Genomic DNA, 1,848 nt, shown 5'->3' on the forward strand with positions numbered 1-1,848 from the left:
GCGGCCGAAGCCGGCGACGTGTCAGCGGCCAACGCCTTGTTGGATCGCGTAGCGCCCAAGCTGCGTCCCGCCGCGTGCACCTTCGAGGTGAGCGTCACAGGGTCTCAGACCGAGCTTGGGCAGCGCCTGCTTGGCGCGGTCGGGCGCGGGCAGATTGCGGCCAGTGATGCCGCCGAGATCCTGGACCTGGCCGACCGCAGCGCGCCATCGAGCAGCACCATCGAGACGATCGACTATGCGGCGCTTGATGAGATGTACGAGCAGGCACTGCAAAAAGCCAAGGAAGACGATGCCCGCATGGCGCACCGTCGTTCCGAATCACCGCCTGAATCCAAGGCGCCCCCGACCGTCAATACCGAAGGAGTGACCAGCACATGACTGAGACGAATATTCTCGACCGCTTAAGCGAATTGAGCGAGTGCAAGCGCCTCGATGAGGCGAACATTTTCACCCGCATGAGCGAATTGAACCGGATTAACATGGATGTCGAGCGAAAAGCCTTCAGCATGGTATTGAGCACCCTTGAAGCCATTGCCAGCCAGCAACGCGCCATCATCGCGCGGCTGGATCGGATGGAAGCGAATTCCACCAATCGGAGAACGACATGAGCAGAACCAGCTACACCCTTCAGGAATCCATCGACCTGGCGCGCGCGCTGCGAGCCGGCCCGGATGCGGCGGCCTATCACAAGGCGTTCAAGTCAGCGCGTGATTTGTGGAGCCTTCTAAATCGCGTCCCGTCGAATTTCGGCTTCCTGGTGGAGGCGCTCGGGATGCGTGACGATCAGGCTCTCGACGACGCCCTTGAGCGGCTTGGAGGCGAGATTGACGCGGTTTACAGCAAGCTGGCGGATCTGATCGAGCAGAGCGACGCCGCGCGCGTGGCAGGGCTGCGCGAGCAGAAGGAGACGTTCGACTGGGCTGTTGAGCGGCGCGTCGAGCTGGAGCGGGCGCGGGATCGGATCCTGCGGGCGCGTGAGGCCGGAGCACCCGAGTCCGTGCTTCAGCAGCGCGCGAAGCTGCGCAAGGCTGGAGTGCCCGAGGCGTACATCGAGCGGCTTGCGCCGGGACGCGATCCCGCCGAGTTCAACGCCGAGCTGGCGGCCATCGACGAAGAGTCGGCAAAGCTCTCGGAGTTCGTCCAGAGCCGAGACCCCGCGCACCTGCCAGCGGGCTACGCCGCAGAGGTTCAGGAGCACGCTGCCATCGCCGCGAGCCGCCGGACCATGAAGTCCGAGCCGCCGAACATACGCGCCGCCTGAAACGAGAATGCCCGCGCCATGACTGCGCGGGCATTGGTCCTGATCGCAGGGCGTACCGCAAGGGGCCGTGTCGCTGGAAGGGGACACGGCCATTGTGCGCTTAGGCGCCCGTGGTTGCCAACTCCGTTAGTGACGCTATAGTTGAAACATCGTCACTAACGGAGTTCCAGTATGACCACCAGCCAGAAAAGGCGCGGACCCAAACCGACCGGCACCGCCATGACCAGCGCCGAGCGGCAACGCCGTTACATCGAGCGGCTGAAGGCTGGAGCCAAAGCCGATAACCCCGTCACTAACGCAGATGATGAAGCCGCGTCCGATTCCGTCAGGATCGCGAAAGGCGAGCTAGAGCGACTGCGGGCTGAGTGCCTATCCAGCGCAGGCACCATCTCCCGACTGAGCAAGGATCGCGACATCCTCACCGGACAACTCAGAAAGCTGGATGGCGCGGCAGACACCATTGAGCGGCTGCGCGCTGATCTCGCGGCTCGGGATGTCGAGATCCAGCGGCTCAAGACCGAAGTCGCTCAAGCGCAAGAGAAGGCGGCCGCAGCGCGGGCGCGTGAGTCTGGCTACCGCGAGCAGAT

At 63.8% G+C, this 1,848-nt stretch carries 4 protein-coding genes; all 4 read left to right on the plus strand.

Annotation, left to right across the window (positions count from 1 at the left end; genetic code table 11):
• Positions 1-378, plus strand: a 378-nt coding sequence (locus tag CKO23_RS24525) for a hypothetical protein (protein WP_207168692.1), incomplete at its 5' end; no start/stop codon positions are given.
• Positions 375-608: a hypothetical protein gene (locus CKO23_RS24530; RefSeq protein WP_200336094.1), complete on the plus strand. Its 234-nt coding sequence runs from the start codon at positions 375-377 to the stop codon at positions 606-608. The genes CKO23_RS24525 and CKO23_RS24530, both read left to right, overlap by 4 nt.
• A complete protein-coding gene (locus CKO23_RS24535) occupies positions 605-1,261 on the plus strand; it encodes a hypothetical protein (RefSeq protein ID WP_200336095.1) in 657 nt (218 codons plus the stop codon). The genes CKO23_RS24530 and CKO23_RS24535 overlap by 4 nt, the downstream gene beginning before the upstream one ends.
• A gap of 171 nt (positions 1,262-1,432) precedes the next feature.
• On the plus strand, positions 1,433-1,848 hold a 416-nt coding region (locus tag CKO23_RS24540), incomplete at its 3' end, for a hypothetical protein (RefSeq protein WP_200336096.1).

It is taken from the genome of Thiocystis violacea (assembly GCF_016583565.1).
GTDB classification, from domain to species: Bacteria; Pseudomonadota; Gammaproteobacteria; order Chromatiales; family Chromatiaceae; genus Thiorhodococcus; species Thiorhodococcus violaceus_A.